This window comes from Ferrithrix thermotolerans DSM 19514 (assembly GCF_900128965.1).
Classification (GTDB): Bacteria; Actinomycetota; Acidimicrobiia; order Acidimicrobiales; family Acidimicrobiaceae; genus Ferrithrix; species Ferrithrix thermotolerans.
In genome coordinates, this window is the sequence record NZ_FQUL01000014.1 from 59,418 (window position 1) to 59,740 (window position 323).

A 323-nucleotide genomic window follows, 5' to 3' on the forward strand; every position below is an offset into this window, starting at 1 on the left:
TCAGGTCTTTTCCCTATGTCTCAGTATCAGTGTGTGCGCGGCTTGAAAAATAAATTAATGAGGGCGAGAAGGCAGAGATGTTCACATGGCTACCTACGATGAAACGGTGGAAGACAAAACAACCAAAGAGGTGACCCTCCCACCAAAGGCAACAAGACGAGTGCTCTCCCCGAGCTACAAGGCGAGGATCTTGAAAGAGTACGACGCCTGTCTCTAGGGAGGAAAGGGTGCGCTGTTGCGACGAGAGGGACTCTTTTCGTCCCAGATCACCTAAGTGGCGCAAGATAATCAACCAGCAGAGCCAAGAGGCCCTCTCGAGAAAG

At 51.4% G+C, this 323-nt stretch carries 1 protein-coding gene; it reads right to left on the reverse strand.

Going from position 1 to position 323, the window contains the following annotated elements:
* Positions 1-13: 13 nt before the first annotated feature.
* Positions 14-323, reverse strand: a 310-nt coding sequence (locus BUA24_RS12790) for a hypothetical protein (protein WP_218587421.1), incomplete at its 5' end; no start/stop codon positions are given.